Below are 15,974 nucleotides of genomic sequence, written 5' to 3'. Positions count from 1 at the left end.
AGAAGCACTCCAAAGGAATGCTCCTATCCGCAATCCGGACGGATATTCATAAGCTTCGACCCAAATGAATAACGTATCGCGCATTGCTCGTTTTTAATAACTTTAGTCAATTACTAAAACGCACAAATTTATGAATAATCTTCTTATTTGTAAAGGGATAAGTAAAAATAGCTATTCGTTTTTAGCTTTTTTACTATTCACCTTCATTTTAATTGTTCCGGCTGCTGCCCAAACATTGAAAGAGCATGATATAACGCTTCGCGTGCAAAATGAGCCGGTAGAAAGTGTTTTCAATAAAATCAGCAAACAGACTAATTTTAAATTTCTCTATGACCAGGAGACAGTGAACAAAGCTCCGAGAGTTTCTTTCGACATTAAAAATGCTTCATTAAAACAGATTCTGGGGGAGATAACTACCCAGGCCAAACTTTATTTCAATAGGACTGATCATACAATTGCTGTCAGCAAACAGCCGCTTAAAAAGGAAGAAACAGCTCAACGTACACGCACTATCCAAGGAATTGTTGCAGATGATAAAGGAGAACCGGTGATTGGTGCCAGTGTTCAGATTAAAGGGGAAGGCAGTGGTACCATTACCGATATCGACGGGCGTTATTCAATCATGAATGTACCGGAATCTGCCACATTGACTATTTCTTATATCGGATATAAAACAGTGAATATCCCTGCAAAAGATAAGAATACGGCAAAAATCACGTTGGTGGAAGATAGTAAGATGATCGATGAAGTAGTCGTGGTAGGCTATGGCGTTCAGAGAAAAAGCGATGTTTCTACTTCTATTTCTTCCGTGAAAGCCGAACAAATAGCAGAAGTTTCCGCTTCCGATTTTCGTCAGGCGTTGGCGGGAAAAATGCCGGGAGTACAGGTTACGCAACCTAGTGGTGATCCGGAAGGAAGCGTAAGTATCCGTGTTCGTGGTATCAGCACAGTGAATGCAGGTAGTGATCCTCTCTATATTATCGACGGTGTACCGGTGGAACGTGGATTTGCCAATCTGAATAATAATGATGTTGAATCTGTAGAAGTTTTGAAAGATGCTTCTTCGGCAGCTATTTATGGTAGTCGTGGATCGAATGGTGTAATTATTATCACAACCAAACAGGGGCAGTCGGAGAAAATGAAAGTGCAGTATGATGGATATTATGGTATCCAGAGTGTTTCGAAGAAACTTTCAATGATGAATGCATATCAGTTTGCCGAATTTGCAAAAGATGGGCATGACAACGCCTATCTGGATGCCAATCCCGGTGGATCGCCGGACGATCCGAATGGAATGCGTCCCAACTCATGGGAACGTATCCCCACTGAACTCTTTCCTTATCTGAATGGTGACAAAGGACTGACCGATACGGACTGGCAAGACGCTATATTCCGTACTGCTGCTACTACCAGCCACAATGTATCTATTTCCGGCAGAGGAAAAACAGTCGGTTATTTTATTTCAGCCAACTATTATGATAAAGAAGGTATTATCATTAATTCCGATTTTAAGAAATATAGTATGCGTATGAATTTGGACGGGAAATATAAAAGACTGAAATTCGGTCTGAATTTTTCTCCTTCTTATTCTACTTCCAACCGGGTAGATGCTTCCGGGTCTAACGGTATTGTGCAATCAGCCTTGATGATGCCTCCGGTATGGCCGGTGTATAATGCGGATGGAAGTTATAACTATCAGGGAAACGGATATTGGAGAATTGGGAATGACTATCAGCACAATGCCGTATTAAATCCGGTAGCCATGGCAAACCTCCAATCGGATGTTGTAGACCGTATGGCTATTGTAGGAAAAGTCTTTGCGGAATTGGAGTTATATAAAGGGCTTACCTATAACATTTCTTTTGGTGGTGATTATTACGGTTCACATAACGATCAATACCGTTCATCGGAGCTTCCGTTATTAGGACAGAAATATTATGATGTGAAGTCGAATCCTACTGCATACAGTTCATCCGGTTTTTATTTCAACTGGTTGGTTGAGAATAAAATCAATTATAATACGACCATCAAGGATGCTCATTCTATCAATGTCGTTTTAGTGCAATCGGCTCAAAAAGAAACATATAAAGGTGATAATGTGACGGCTACCGATTTCCCGAATGACTACATACAAACGATTTCCGGAGGTACGGTGACGAAAGGTGCATCTGATAAAACACAGTGGACAATTGCTTCTTATCTGGCACGTGTACAGTATAGCTATAAAGGTAAGTATATGGCTTCAGCAGCCATTCGTGCAGACGGTTCTTCCCGTTTTGGAAAAAACAACCGTTGGGGATATTTCCCTTCTGCTTCTTTTGCATGGAGAATAAGTGGAGAAGACTTTTTCACGAAAGCAAAATTCCTGTCATTTGTTGATGACTTGAAACTTAGAGCCAGTTATGGAGTTACCGGTAATTTCCAGATTGGTAATTATGACCACCTGTCTCTGATGGCTTCCGATAATTATATACTCGGTACAGGCAATGGGCAGTTGGTGAATGGATATAAGCCAAGTACCATAAAAAACGAGGATTTGAGTTGGGAAAAGAATGCGATGGTGAATGTAGGTATTGATTTACAAATGTTCAAAGGATTGTTGGGGTTGACTGTGGATTATTATAATACCAACACTTCTAATATGTTGTTGAACGTACCTGTTCCTCATCTGACCGGATATAGCACTGCATTGATGAATATCGGTAAAGTGAACAACAGGGGATGGGAAATAGCATTGACCTCGCAGAAGAATATAACGAAAGATTTCGGTTATTCATTCAATGCCAATTATGCTACGAATACAAACGAAGTAAAGGCGCTCGGTCCGGGTAATGCTCCTATCATATCTACCGGTAGCGTAGATCATGCGTATTACATAACGAAAGTTGGTGAACCTATCGGCTGTTATTATCTGTTGGTGCAGGATGGTATTTTCTCCAATGAAGAAGAATTGAAGAAATATCCTCATTTCAGCAATACCAAGCCCGGAGATTTCCGGTTTGTGGATGTAGATGGAGACGGTGTGATGGACTTGGATAAAGACCGTACGATAGTAGGTAACTATATGCCTGATTTTACCTATGGATTCGGGGGAAAAGTGTGGTTTAAGGGATTTGATCTAGATTTCAATTTCCAGGGAGTGTATGGTAATGAGATTCTGAACTTGAATCGCCGTTACATTGATAATCTGGAAGGCAATACCAATGGCACTACCATCGCCTTGAATCGTTGGAAGAGTCCGGAAGATCCGGGAAACGGTCAGGTGAATCGTGCCAATCGTAAATCAAAAGGTTATAATGGACGTACGTCAACCTGGCATTTGGAAGATGGTTCTTATCTGCGGTTGCAGAATGTGACACTGGGATATACTCTGCCGAAGAATCTGACCCAGCGCTTTTTTGTAGAAAAGTTGAGAGTATACGTTTCCGGACAAAATCTCTGGACTTCAACTAATTATAGCGGATACAATCCGGAAGTGAATGCCCGGCCGTCTAATTCTCTTTCACCGGGTGAGGATTATGGTACTTATCCATTGGCTAAAACATTCTTATTCGGATTGAATATAACTCTTTAATCATCCTTTAAAATACACGTTGTATGAAAAAATATAAACTAATACTATTCTTGTCAACTGCTTTTCTATCAGTTGCCTGTACAGATAGTTTCTTCGATTTGGAACCAAGTAGCAGTGTGCCTACCGATAAGGTATATAAGACAGCAGACGATTTTAATGTAGCTGTGATGGGATGTTACTCTAAATTGCAGACACAGGTTTCCTATTTTACGGAGTGTTGCGAATATCGGAGTGATAATTTGACATTGAGTGCACCTACTGCCGGAACGCAGGACCGTTATGATATCGACCAGTTTGCAGATAAAGCTTCTAATGGAATCCTGGAAAATGCTTGGGCGAATTTTAATAATGGAGTTTATCGTTGTAATCTTATATTAGATAGGATTGATGAAGCCAACTTTGACGCTACTCTGAAAAAACAATATAAAGGAGAAGCCCTTTTTATTCGTGCACTTACCTATTTTAATATGTACCGTCTGTGGGGAGGAATACCGATGACTAATAAGGTGGTAACTGTGGCCGAAGCTCTGAAAATCGGACGTAGTTCAGACCAGCAGGTTTATGATTTCCTTGTCGGTGATTTGAATCAGGTTATTAATGAAAGTATGTTGCCGTCTTCTTATGCAAGTGCCGATATGGGACGAGTGACTTCCGGTGCTGCAATGGCACTGCTCGGCAAGATTTACCTCACTTTCCATAAATGGACGGAAGCTCGAAATGTGTTATCTCAATTGATAGGTAAGTATTCTCTGATGACTACTCCGGACCGGGTTTTTGATGTAAATAATAAAATGAATGATGAGATCATTTTTGCTGTTCGCTTTAATAAGGATGTGGAAGGAGAAGGGCATGGATACTGGTTCTCTATTATTAACCTGACCGACGATACCAATCAGACAAAGGCGCTGAAAGAATGTTATAAAGACGGGGATAAGCGGAAAGATTTGATTACTTATGTAAAGGTGGAAGATAAGGTTTGTGTCATGAATAAATTTAAAGATATCAAGAGTGCGACCTATAACACTGTTGGTAATGACCAGATTATTCTCCGTTATGCCGATGTATTGTTGATGTATGCGGAAGCTTTGAATGAAATTAGTTACAGCAATTTGCAGAATTCAGAAGCCTTGGTTGCTTTGAATGCTGTACATACCCGTGCCGGATTGTCTCCGATTTTGATTACAGAGTTACCCGACCAGGATAGTTTCCGTAGTGCGATCATGCTGGAACGTCAACAGGAATTTCCTTATGAGGGACAGCGTTGGTTCGATTTGGTACGTATGGGAGGTGCTAAGGAAGCCATGAAAGCGGAAGGACATATTATTCAGGATTACCAATTCCTGTATCCTATTCCCAAAACAGAATTGGAAAGAATAAACAACACAGAATTGTTGTGGCAGAATACGGGATATTAATAGGGTTAAACTAAAAGAATTCAGACAATGAAAAAAATAATATATAGCTTGTTGTTTATTCTCACAGTAGTTTTTACTGCTTGTGAAGAAGAGCTGCCAAAAGCGAATTTCGATTTATATGAACTGAAGTCACTTACGGCAACAGCCGGAGATATGAATGTGACTCTTGCTTGGGAGGCATACGAAAATGCCCGGCCTAATGAATATTTGATTCTTTGGACTTCCGGATCGTCAGACGCGGAAGGAGGTGAGATGACTGTGGATGCAAAAACAATGACTGCCACAATCAATAATCTGGTGAATGACGTTGCTTACACTTTTTCTGTACAGCCTCGTTATACAGGAGGATTGGCTAGTAAAACTACCGCTGCCTGTACGCCGAAGAATGCGAGATACCCGATTTCTGATCTGACGGCAGCAGCCGGCAATGAAAGAGTGCGTTTAAGATGGACAAAACCTGCCAGTGAACGTTTTACCCGTTATCAGGTTACTGTTAATCCGGGCAATCAGATTATCAATCTGGATGATACTTCATTGGAAGAATACATTGTTGACGGGTTGACTAACGATCAGGAATATACGTTCAACGTAGTTTGTGTTTACCCTACGGGCAATTCTATTCCAGTGGAAACTTCAGCTACTCCGGGATTGATCTATCCTATTCTTGCCAATACGGAACTGGTCGTGTGGGAACCTTGCGCCTTTGCTTATAACGATATGTATTTTATGGCAGGTGAAGTGAAATCGGTAAGCTGGGATTTTGGTGATGGTACGACATCAGGAGAAAACAATCCTGTACATGCATTTGCTACTACCGGAACTTATACAGTAGCTGTTACGGTGACTTATGTAAATAACACAACCGAGTCGGGTAGTCTGGCTGTTACAGTCGGCAATTATAAATGGAATTCTGTCGATTTGAACTTTGGCGGACTTACCGGATATGTAAAGACTTCCAATCCGGTGTTCTCTCCGGATGGAAAAACAATGTACATTCCCACATCTACTCCTGCAGGGCATTTATTTGCTATTGATGTAGTGAGCGGTGAATTCAAATGGGTGTTTGCTATCAGTCAGATAACGTATGGTGGAGGTGCGTTAGTGGCTCCTGATGGTACTATATATCAGTGTGTAAGAAATGCTACTATTAATAATGTATATGCTATAAATCCGAATGGAACCCAAAAGTGGGCGGTTAAATTGGATGCTGCGATAGGTGCTTTTCCTGCATTGTCTGCCGATGGTGTTCTTTACTGTCTTACTAATAAGAGTACGTTGTATGCCCTCGATGCATCCAGTGGCGTTATAAAATGGCAACAATCCCTTGACGGAGCAACAGGTAGTGCGGTAGCTATTGATAAAGCTGGAAATGTTTATGCGGGTACAAGTGCTGCTATTTATGCTTTTAAACCGAATAAGGATCAGATATGGAAATTGGAAGAAGTAAATGTGACAGAACAGGCTACGTTTGCTTTGAAAGATCAGATGCTTTATGCGACGTTGAAAGGGGGCGGACTTGTTGCTGTCGATATGACAAACGGGACAAAGAAATGGACGTATCCGACTACGAAAGGAGATGCCTATTTCCCGATTGTAGATAAAAATGGTAATATCTACTTTACAGAGAAAGGATCGCAGACAGTTCATGCAGTAAATGCCAACGGGGCTAAAATCTGGGAGAAAAAAGTAGGCAACAATTTGAATTACAGTGGAGGTGCCTTGAGCACGGATGGTATTCTTTATATAGGTACTCAATCGAATAACAAAGTGTTGGGACTTGATATCACTAATGGAAACAGCGTTTTTGAAGAAACTGTAGGACAACAAGTCATGGCAGCTGTTACTATTGGTCCGGACAAACGGCTTTATTGCGGAACGATCGGATCTGGTAATATCGGTGCTGTCAAAGCATTTGATATTAATAAGACTTTGGAGACAGACTCCTGGAGTATTCGTGGTGGTGATATTCAAGGTACAAACCGTCAAAAGTAAGTGATAATGAGAATCTCGGTTTTTATTGTATTTATGACGATGACAATGGGAGTATATGCACAGAAATATAAAGTAGGTACGACTACAGCTTTGTGGAAAGTACCTGCTTCCACAGACTTTTCTCAAGCTCGGTCTGTGGGGCTAGAGTATGTGGAAGTTGCATTTAACCAGTGTTATAGAGGCGTTCCGGCAAATGAGGTCATTCCTCGTGTTCGGGATATGAAAGCAAAAATTGATAGTGCCGGTATCAAAGTCTGGTCTATACATCTTCCTTTTTCCCGCACGCTGGATATATCGGTTCTCGATGAAAAGAAAAGGAAAGAAAATGTAGATTTTATGGTGGAGATGATTGAACAGTGTGCTCAATTTCAACCGAAATGTTTAGTTCTGCATCCAAGTTCCGAACCGATTGACGACAGTATTCGGGCACAAAGAATAGCCAATGCTTCCAGGTCTATTGCTTATCTGAAGAAGTATGCGGATCAGATAGGAGCACAGTTATGTATAGAGAATCTGCCGCGGACTTGTCTGGGAAATACTCCTGAAGAACTTTGGGAGATTATCAAAGATATTCCCGGTGTGAAGGTTTGTTTTGATACCAATCATTATACAAAAGGAACGACGGAACATTTTGTAGAAACCATTGGTGAACGTATTGGCACCATACATGCTTCGGATTTTGATTTTGTCAACGAGTGCCACTGGCTTCCTACGCAAGGCGATATTAAGTGGGGAAAGTTAATGCACGCACTCGAAGGAGTCGGTTATGAAGGAGTTTTCATGTATGAAGCGACTAAAGATCATGAAAGCCATGATACACGTCCAACACCGGAACGGGTCGTTGAAACTTTCAATAAAATAATTAATGATTATAAAACACTGAAATAAGATGGATATAATAAGAAAAATTCAATATTTACTGTTTTGCCTTTTGGCAATAGGTTTTGTTGCTTGCGATGATGATGACAACAACAGTACCGAAACAGGTTATGAAGGAATCCTTGCTCAATTGGCAGAGGAAGTGGATGCCACAGCACAACAGTTGTGGAGTTCTTCTCCTTTGATTGTCAATGCCGGACGTACTGCTACTTTGACCAAAATTCAGGGGTATGCGGATAAATGTAAAAATGATTATTTTGTCAGCTATCTGAATGGCTTCGACCAAGCAAGTACAAGTATGGAAAAGTGCGATCCTATTATCTATTTTTATCGGAGTGCATTTGACCGCGTGATGGATGGAATTAAAAACTCAAAAGTGGAAAATGGTACGGCAGAGATTTGGGCACTCTATAATATGGGGTATGTGGTTAAGACTCCGTCAGGGTGTTTTGCTATTGACATATCTCATCGTTGGGCAAAAGAACTGGCACCTTATATTGATTTTCTCTGCGTCACTCATAAGCATTCCGATCATTATAACAATGATCTTATTCAGGCTATGTTTGATTTAGGCAAACCGGTATTGTCTAACTACTTGAAGGATACGACATATCCTTATACCGCAAAAGGAGATAAAGATTATGAAATAGGAAAATTCAAAATTAAAACCTGTATCACCGATCACAACAATTCCGGGTTATCTAATTTTGTGACTGTATTTTCGATTGATTGTGGTGAAGATACCGGTAACTTCGTCTTTATGCATGTAGGAGACTCCAACTATAAACCGGAACAATATACGAATCTGGCTTCTCATGTGAATGTATTGATACCACGTTACGCTCCCAATGCACTGACTGAAAATAATATTCTGGGTTCAGGTACAGGGCAGGTAGAACCGGATTATGTCTTGTTATCGCATATTCTGGAACTTGCTCATGCCGGTGCTGACGAATCGAGATGGTCATTGGAACTGGCACTCGAACGGGCTTCGAAGATTAACTGTGAACAGACCTATGTACCAATGTGGGGAGAAAAAATGGTCTGGAAAAACAATAAACTGAATTAAAATTCTTAATGTTTGCATTTATGAAACGGATATGTAACTTCATACTTCTTCTATGTTTGGTACAACTGGCTGTTGCCCAAAATAGAATAACTGAAATCAGAGAAAACTTGTTAGGAAATCATCCTGATAAAATACTGGTTGTATCACATCGGGCCGACTGGCGTAATGCTCCGGAAAACTCATTGCAAGGTATACAGAATTGCATTGATATGGGAGTCGATATGGTAGAGATCGATTTGAAAAGAACCAAAGACGGACATTTGGTAGTGATGCATGATAAAACAATCAATCGCACCATGAACGGAAAAGGACTGGTGGAAGATTATACACTGGCAGAATTGAAAGCGATGCGCCTTAAAAATGGGGTAGCTTGTAAAACAAGACATCAAATTCCTACATTGGAGGAAGTCATGTTGCTCTGCAAAGGTAAGATAATGGTAAATATTGATAAGGGCTATGATTATTTTCAGGAGGCTTATGCCGTACTTGAGAAGACTGGAACAGTCGACCAGTGTGTTATCAAAGCCGGGCTTCCTTATGAACAAGTGAAAGCTGAAAACGGTGCTGTGTTGGATAAAGTAATTTTTATGCCTATTGTACAGTTGCACAAAGAAGGAGCCGAAGCTATTATTGATAGTTACCAGACCCACATGAAGCCTGCTGCTTATGAATTAGTATTCGACAATGATAGCCCGGAGGTTCTTAACCTGATAAAGAAAGTGCGTGATACAGGTTCTAACTTGTTTATCAATTCTCTTTGGCCCGAACTATGTGGCGGTCATGATGATGACCGTGCGGTGGAACTCCATCAACCGGAAGAAAGCTGGGGATGGATCATTAATCAGGGAGCGAAATTAATTCAAACCGATCGTCCTGCTCTGTTATTGGAGTATCTGCGCAAAAAGCAACTTCACGACTAACCGTATTTCTTCATGTTAAAACAGCTTATAAACTTTTACAAGGTCTCTTCACCGGGACCTTGTAACGGGGAGGCTTTGTCCTCTTCCGATGAACGTCGTCTGAAGTATCTGAAATGGTCTACCTTCCTTTCGGCAACTTTTGGCTACGGTATGTATTACGTTTGCCGCCTTAGCCTGAATGTCGTAAAGAAGCCCATCGTAGAGGAAGGAATCTTCTCTGAAACGGAACTGGGAATAATCGGCTCCGTATTATTCTTCACTTACGCCCTCGGAAAGTTCACGAATGGTTTCCTTGCCGACCGTAGCAATATCAATCGCTTTATGACTACTGGTTTACTGGTTACGGCATTAGTGAACTTATGTCTCGGCTTTACCAATTCTTTTATTCTGTTTGCTGTCCTTTGGGGAATTAGCGGCTGGTTTCAGTCTATGGGTGCCGCCTCTTGCGTGGTTGGCCTTTCCCGTTGGTTCACGGACAAAGAACGGGGTTCCTATTACGGATTTTGGTCTGCCAGCCATAACATCGGTGAGGCGTTAACCTTTTTGATTATTGCGTCTATTGTCAGTGTCTTGGGTTGGCGATACGGCTTCTTCGGAGCCGGTATTGTCGGTTTGCTTGGAGCTTTAATCGTGTGGAAGTTCTTTCATGACACTCCCGAGAGTCAGGGTTTCCCTCCAGTGAATGTTCCCAAACAGAAAAAAGAGATGAGTGCAACAGAAACGGCGGATTTCAATAAAGCACAGCGCCAGGTGTTGATGATGCCTGCCATTTGGATTCTTGCCCTTTCGAGTGCTTTTATGTATATCAGTCGTTATGCGATAAACAGCTGGGGCGTCTTTTACTTGGAAGCTCAAAAAGGGTATTCTACCCTGGATGCCAGTTTTATCATTTCTATCTGTCCGGTTTGTGGTATCATCGGTACGATGTTTTCTGGAGTGATTTCGGATAAATTGTTTGGTGGTCGTCGCAATGTTCCGGCCTTAATCTTCGGATTGATGAATGTGCTTGCGCTCTGTCTGTTCTTACTGGTTCCGGGGGTGCATTTTTGGATAGATGTATTGGCTATGATTCTTTTCGGTTTAGGAATCGGAGTACTAATTTGCTTTCTAGGTGGTTTGATGGCAGTGGATATTGCTCCCCGTAATGCGTCGGGTGCTGCATTGGGAGTAGTAGGTATTGCTAGTTATATCGGAGCCGGATTGCAGGATGTGATGAGTGGTGTTTTGATAGAAGGTCAAAAAACTGTTCAGAATGGAGTTGATGTTTATGATTTCACTTATATCAATTGGTTTTGGATAGGGGCGGCTCTGCTGTCGGTACTTTTTGCGTTATTGGTTTGGAATGCAAAATCAAAAGTAGTGGGTTAATTCTAAAGATGTATTAGGTTAGATTGAGAAAGCTTGTTTGTAAAAGAAGATAACAAGTGTTTATATTCAAAAGTCTTGGATTTATTTTCGGGAAGTTCGTTTTTACGATTCTTCCCGAAAATCTTTTTATCATATTTACTTTGTCTCTGCCAGCCAACGATTGATATTGCGAGTTTCCGCACTGAATTCCACACCAATCTTTACTACTTCCCGATGATCTTTTTGATAAGGAATCAAATATCCTTTTTCATCAATCTGCTTCATCGCTTCTTCTGCGGTTCCATTTAATTTGAACTCAAATACATAGACGTATTTGGGTGTTTTGACTACAGCGTCGGCACGTCCGCGGGCACTGCGTACTTCCGCTTCCGTGAATTGGCCCATCAGTTTGAATACAAGATAGAAGATAATCTGATAGTGACGTTCGGTCTGGTTATTCAATTCATAGGGAATATCGGCAAAGAAAGCCTCCAGGCGGGTGAGAAAAGATTCATAATCACCTGTGCGTAATTCCTGAACGAATTTTCCGATATAAAATCCTTGATCGTTGTTCTTCATCGGAGAGTAAAACGGAACAAGAAAGTTAATGAATCCGTAGCGCACTTCATCATTCGGAAAATCGAGCAGATAATTCTGAAACTCTCTGTCGTAATCTTTAATAGTTAGATATCCACTTTGATAAATCAGCGGTACAGGATTATTAGCATCCATTCTGTATTCAGCAAAAGAAGAAGCAGGCGCTTCTATACCATTTAATAAAGTACGGAGATCATATTCACTTTTTTGTAGTAGTTCAACCAAGAATGTCGGTGTACCGGTTTGGAACCAATAGCTGCCCAACTCCAATTTGCTGAAAGCATTCAATACACTAAATGGGTTGAATACTCCTGCGCCATCCGGATGAAAATGATAGCCGTCATAATTGCGTTCCATTGCAGTGACCACTTCTTCTGGCGTCTGATTATTTTTGTGACCGAAAGTTTCAATTTCGGGTTCGAAAGTACTCTTTAGCTCTTCACGAGTGATGCCACAAAGTGTGGCGTAAGAGTAGTCAAGACTAATGTCATTCAACTGATTCAAGTCGCTGAATACGCTGATTTGAGAGAACTTCGTAACTCCGGTCAGGAAAACAAAACGGAGATATGCGTCAGCACTTTTCAATACTCCATAAAAGGCTTTCAATATCTGACGATACTCTTCGAACAATTTCGGACGGGTAATGGCTTGCAAAAGAGGTTTGTCATATTCGTCTACTAATACAACGACGTTTTTTCCAGTTTTCAGAAAAGCTTGCTCGATCACATAGCTAAAGCGTTCTTCGGGGCTACGATCTTTTTTCTCATCACCATAAATAGCTTCCCATTTCTCTAAATATTGGTTTAGCATTGCGATTAAATCCGCTGCCGTCTCATATTTTTTTGCATTCAGATCAAGGTGTAAAACAGGAAACTGCTCCCATTTCGTCTCTAGTTGTTCAATGGCCAAACCATTAAATAGCTCTTTTTTTCCTTGGAAATAAGCATCGAATGTCGAAATTAATAGACTTTTACCAAAGCGGCGTGGTCTGCTTAGAAAATATGGCTTTCCCAAATTGGCCATACGCCATACAAGCGCAGTTTTATCCACATAAAGATAATTCTCCTTCCGTATTCCTTCAAATGTCTGTATTCCAATAGGAAGTTTACGCATTAAGTTGTCCATATCCGATGGTTTTAGAGTTTCTTACGCAAAGATACAATATGCAAATGAGAATTTAAGTAGAATACAAACATTATCTTTTCAGAATAAATTCAGTATTATGCTTTTCCTTTGCCGGAGATAATTTATTATCTTTGTAACTTTAACCCGATAATCAATGAGTAGAATAATATTAAATACTAAGATTTGGCTGTTTGTGTTGTTGCTTGGAATGCCGTTTCCCGCATGGGCACAAAGTGATGATTTCAATACATGGACTAAATTTAAGGTAAATCATAAGATAGATTCTCGTTTCTCGGTTTCAGGCGATTTGGAATTACGTATGAAGGATGATGTAAGTCGATTAGATCGTTGGGGACTGACAGTTGGTGGAAGTTATCGCCCTTGTTCTTTTTTGAATCTGGGAGTGGGATATGAGACCCATCTTCGGAATTTGGGTGATTCAGACTGGAAGTTGAGACATCGCTATCATATATCTGCCACTGCCAACTTTCGTTATCAATGGTTGAAAGTGTCTTTGCGGGAGAGGTTTCAGCAGACTTTTGACCGTGGTGATTCTGAAACTCGTCTACGTTCTCGTTTGAAGTTATCCTATGCTCCTACAAAAGGAATCGTTTCTCCTTATTTTTCTGTTGAAATTTATCAAAGTCTGGATGATACCTCTTTTTGGAGAGCAGACCGTATGCGCTATCGTCCCGGAGTGGAGATTGCTTTAGCCAAACGTTGGTCATTGGATGCATTTTATTGTTATCAATATGCATCTTCGCAAGGCAGACACATTGCCGGAATAGAAGTGGGGTATTCTTTTTGAAATAAATGACGGATAGTAAATAATAACCAATGCTAATATAATAATGTGGAGTTCAGAATGTATTGTTTTTGCATGTGTTATGTAAATGGCTGATTACGTGCTTTTTATATAAAAGATTAATCTTTTTAAAGGAAAATATTTCTTTTCTTAACTATAATCTGTACTTTCGCTTCCACATTTCAAACTGTAATGTGGGAATTTAAGATTCTACAGTTGCAACAGACGTGTTGTATGGTTTTTCATAACCGAAAGTGAATACTTCCTCTTATGGCATTCTTTCTGCTTAATCAAGAATTTCTTTTTTTGAACTAATAGAAAAACAAAATGAAAACATGCCATAACCTATTTGTGGGAGTAGGTTTTTTTATCCTTTGTTGTACTATGTTTACTGCTTGTGTAAACCATATTTCGGAGGAAGAAGGGGAAATCATTAATAATGGAGATATTCCGTTGAAGTTTGTAGCTGATATTCATGAGATTATGAATACTCGTGTAGTAAACAATAGTTTTGGAGAAAAAGATGAAGTGGGATTATTTGCACTTGCAGGAACTACTACAATGCAAGAAGAACGTTATGCAGATAATCTTCATTTTGTGCGTTCATCTACTGGTGAGTTTGTATCTGATGAGTCGGTTTACTATCCGGATGATGGAGTAACATTGAATTTAATCAGTTATTATCCATATCAGAAGGGCGGGGTAGCAATGGGTGAAAGTTCCATGCAAGTGACCGTTGCAACAACTCAAGATAAACTGGATGATTATTCTCATTCTGATTTTCTAGTTGCTTCCAAAAAGGAAGTATTAGCTAGTAAAGATGCAGTTGCTTTGACTTACAACCACCAGTTCTTTCGCATGAAAATAGTCCTTGTCCCCGGAGAGGAAGAGAATATAGAAGAAATACTATCTGTGAAACCTACACTTTCGGTGAGTGGCTTTTATACTAAGACCATTTATGATTTTCAGAAGAAAACATTCTCTGCCTATTCTGAAGAGAAAGATATTACTCCTGCAGGAGAATGGGAAATAAAAGACGGTCGACTAGTAGGAAAAGAGCTTATTTTGATTCCCCAAGAGGCGACTGTTGGGTATCAATACATAACATTGGAAGCTGCCGGCAAACTATATACCAGTTTATTACCATCCACTTTACAATTGGAAAGTGGAAAACAGAGAGAGTTGGAAATAACGTTTGTATCGGCCGAAGATATATTAATGAGTAAAGTGAACGGAGAAATCGGGGATTGGGATGGAACAGAAGTGGATCATACCGAATCGGGTATTTTGCATAAATACATAGATGTATCGAAGCTGACTTTTGAAAAATCGAATGTGTACAAAGTGATACATTCGGGAAAACAAGTAGCCGAAATATGTAAAGAGTATCTTGTTACTCCGGATTTTTCTTCTCAAGCGATTGTTGCCTATCCGATGAAAGAAGACGGTAGCGTTAATTTATCTCAAGGGATTGTAGCACAGTTATTAGGAAAATCAGGAAAAGTGAATGGTGGAAGTGTATCATGGAATATGGAAGATCATTCATTAACCTATGTGGATGGCACTTTATTGGCTCGTAATAATGTTTATGTGCTGGCAGACGGAACAATCTCCTTATCAGTAACACTGGCAGATGATGTGTTACCTGTTTTGGCACAGGAAGATATTGTTCGTGATGTTCGTGGAGGAGTCATCCATAATTATCCGCTAGTGAAGATCGGAACTCAATACTGGATGAGGAGTAATTTGGAGACATCTTTATATGTAAACGGTGATGCGCTCCCTAAATTGAATCAGGTAACAGCAAATATAGCCGGATATTTGCAATCTACTACAGAGCATTATTTTTATACCGCTAATGTTGCGCTTTCCGGTAGGATCTTGCCAACTCACTGGAGTATACCGAATTGGGAAGACTGGAATATTTTAAAAGACTACTTGAAGGGGGAAGCTTCTTTGTTGAAGTCAGGGACCTGGTTGTCCCTGAAGACGGAAGAACAAGTGCAACCTGCAACTAATTTATCCGGTTTTAATGGTATTCCTGTAGGAATGTATGTAGGGGCTTTTCAAGCAGATTATGAGAACAAACATTTGGCATATTGGACATTGGACAATACAAATGCCACCATCGATACTAAGGTTTTCTACATGAAAAGTGATACGAATATCATAGAAGAATCTAATGCGGGTATTGATACGAAAGCTTTCGCTATTCGTTGTATTAGAAAGTAAATCAGTGAAAATTGCATCT

The 15,974-nt window shown here is 40.3% G+C and carries 10 protein-coding genes; 9 read left to right on the top strand and 1 reads right to left on the bottom strand.

All coding sequences use genetic code 11. From position 1 onward, the window contains the following. Positions 1-130 precede the first annotated feature (130 nt). Genes KFO40_RS12195 through KFO40_RS12165 form a run of 7 tightly spaced genes read left to right on the top strand, consistent with a single transcriptional unit; the run spans position 131 to position 11,217 of the window. Positions 131-3,574 (top strand): TonB-dependent receptor, encoded by a 3,444-nt coding sequence (locus KFO40_RS12195; RefSeq protein WP_008021739.1) that lies wholly within the window; start codon positions 131-133, stop codon positions 3,572-3,574. Between the two features lie 23 nt (positions 3,575-3,597). Next, positions 3,598-4,989, top strand: coding sequence for a RagB/SusD family nutrient uptake outer membrane protein (locus KFO40_RS12190; protein WP_008021741.1), 1,392 nt, complete (start codon positions 3,598-3,600; stop codon positions 4,987-4,989). 27 nt (positions 4,990-5,016) lie between these two features. Further along, entirely contained in the window at positions 5,017-6,981 is a 1,965-nt protein-coding gene (locus KFO40_RS12185; RefSeq protein WP_008021742.1) for a PQQ-binding-like beta-propeller repeat protein, read from the top strand. A 6-nt stretch (positions 6,982-6,987) separates the two neighbouring features. Beyond that, the gene (locus KFO40_RS12180) at positions 6,988-7,869 is read left to right on the top strand and encodes a sugar phosphate isomerase/epimerase family protein (protein ID WP_087321410.1); all 882 of its coding nucleotides are present in this window, start codon (positions 6,988-6,990) and stop codon (positions 7,867-7,869) included. A gap of 1 nt (position 7,870) precedes the next feature. Further along, positions 7,871-8,929 (top strand): MBL fold metallo-hydrolase, encoded by a 1,059-nt coding sequence (locus KFO40_RS12175; RefSeq protein ID WP_211146408.1) that lies wholly within the window; start codon positions 7,871-7,873, stop codon positions 8,927-8,929. Between the two features lie 20 nt (positions 8,930-8,949). Continuing rightward, positions 8,950-9,849: a glycerophosphodiester phosphodiesterase family protein gene (locus KFO40_RS12170; protein ID WP_211146407.1), complete on the top strand. Its 900-nt coding sequence runs from the start codon at positions 8,950-8,952 to the stop codon at positions 9,847-9,849. 12 nt (positions 9,850-9,861) lie between these two features. Then, complete coding sequence (locus KFO40_RS12165; protein WP_151934914.1) at positions 9,862-11,217, top strand: MFS transporter; 1,356 nt, start codon at positions 9,862-9,864, stop codon at positions 11,215-11,217. Between the two features lie 135 nt (positions 11,218-11,352). On the opposite strand, the gene KFO40_RS12160 is transcribed toward KFO40_RS12165, so the two are convergent. Beyond that, positions 11,353-12,918 (bottom strand): ATP-binding protein, encoded by a 1,566-nt coding sequence (locus KFO40_RS12160; RefSeq protein WP_008021750.1) that lies wholly within the window; start codon positions 12,916-12,918, stop codon positions 11,353-11,355. Positions 12,919-13,072: 154 nt separating this feature from the next. Here KFO40_RS12160 and KFO40_RS12155 point away from each other — a divergent pair, with 154 nt between their 5' ends. Both KFO40_RS12155 and KFO40_RS12150 read left to right on the top strand, forming a co-directional pair. Continuing rightward, the gene (locus KFO40_RS12155) at positions 13,073-13,726 is read left to right on the top strand and encodes a DUF2490 domain-containing protein (protein ID WP_192920677.1); all 654 of its coding nucleotides are present in this window, start codon (positions 13,073-13,075) and stop codon (positions 13,724-13,726) included. 324 nt (positions 13,727-14,050) lie between these two features. After that, entirely contained in the window at positions 14,051-15,955 is a 1,905-nt protein-coding gene (locus tag KFO40_RS12150) for a fimbrillin family protein (protein ID WP_128859297.1), read from the top strand. Positions 15,956-15,974: the final 19 nt, after the last annotated feature.

The organism is Bacteroides sp. 1001302B_160321_D4, assembly GCF_015667765.1.
Classification (GTDB): domain Bacteria; phylum Bacteroidota; class Bacteroidia; order Bacteroidales; family Bacteroidaceae; genus Bacteroides; species Bacteroides xylanisolvens.
The sequence above is the reverse complement of the archived record's forward strand: the minus strand, read 5'-3'. Positions and strand labels throughout refer to the sequence as shown.